Below are 717 nucleotides of genomic sequence, written 5' to 3' on the forward strand. Positions count from 1 at the left end.
TCCGCCGCCGCGACAAAAACGAGCAGTATGACTTGGCCGCCGATCATCTCCGTCTTGTCGGACAGAAAAAGCGATAGGGGGATAGATGAAAGCCCAGGCATACCCACCATCAGTCATTCGTAAAGGCGCTGTGTTGTACGCAGCCCTTTATTACATCTCTGATGATGATAAAGCAAAGGTCGAGGTTACAGAGTGGATAGTTCGCTCTATTCAGAAACGACGCAACTCAACCAGCGATCAACGCTATGTCAATCTTGCCCAAAAGTTAGATGGGATTACGTGGGGGAAAAGGTCACGGAAGAATGGGGACTTTGGTTGGTTGCCATCTATACCGAGCTGGTGCTTGAAGCAGTTCCGGGAAGGTGGCGAATTGCCTTTTGGCGTTTATACGACGCGACTGGCCGCTCTCAAGTTTGCGAAAGTCAGCTTGCAGGAAGAGGTCCAATATTGCGAGGCCGAGCTGAAAAAGGCTCAGACAGAAGAGGATACTCAGGAACTCCAAGAGGAGCTGGCGGAGAACCAGAGACTTCTGAAAGCTGCTGGAGCAATGGTGAAGCGCGAGCAAAACAAGAAGAAAAGAGGTTGACCAATGTTACCGATCGTCTCCCCCTCCGTAGTAACCAAACAACTTGCGTTCAATCGAGTAGGCGATAAACGCAAGGTAAGGCGCTCGTCCAACTCGTTGGATGTTCTGGGGGTCAAGCCAGGTATGTGCAT

At 50.8% G+C, this 717-nt stretch carries 1 protein-coding gene; it reads left to right on the forward strand.

Annotated elements, in window-relative coordinates; translation table 11 throughout:
* Nucleotides 1–85 precede the first annotated feature (85 nt).
* The gene (locus R7Z49_RS24885) at nucleotides 86–586 is read left to right on the forward strand and encodes a hypothetical protein (RefSeq protein WP_000647188.1); all 501 of its coding nucleotides are present in this window, start codon (nucleotides 86–88) and stop codon (nucleotides 584–586) included.
* Nucleotides 587–717: the final 131 nt, after the last annotated feature.

Source organism: Vibrio sp. 1562 (assembly GCF_033340155.1).
Taxonomy (GTDB): Bacteria; Pseudomonadota; Gammaproteobacteria; order Enterobacterales; family Vibrionaceae; genus Vibrio; species Vibrio alginolyticus.

What these genes read in the sequence shown, in the direction of transcription:
- R7Z49_RS24885 (WP_000647188.1), top strand. Translation starts at nt 86, where the DNA reads ATGAAAGCCCAGGCATACCCACCATCAGTCATTCGTAAAGGCGCTGTG.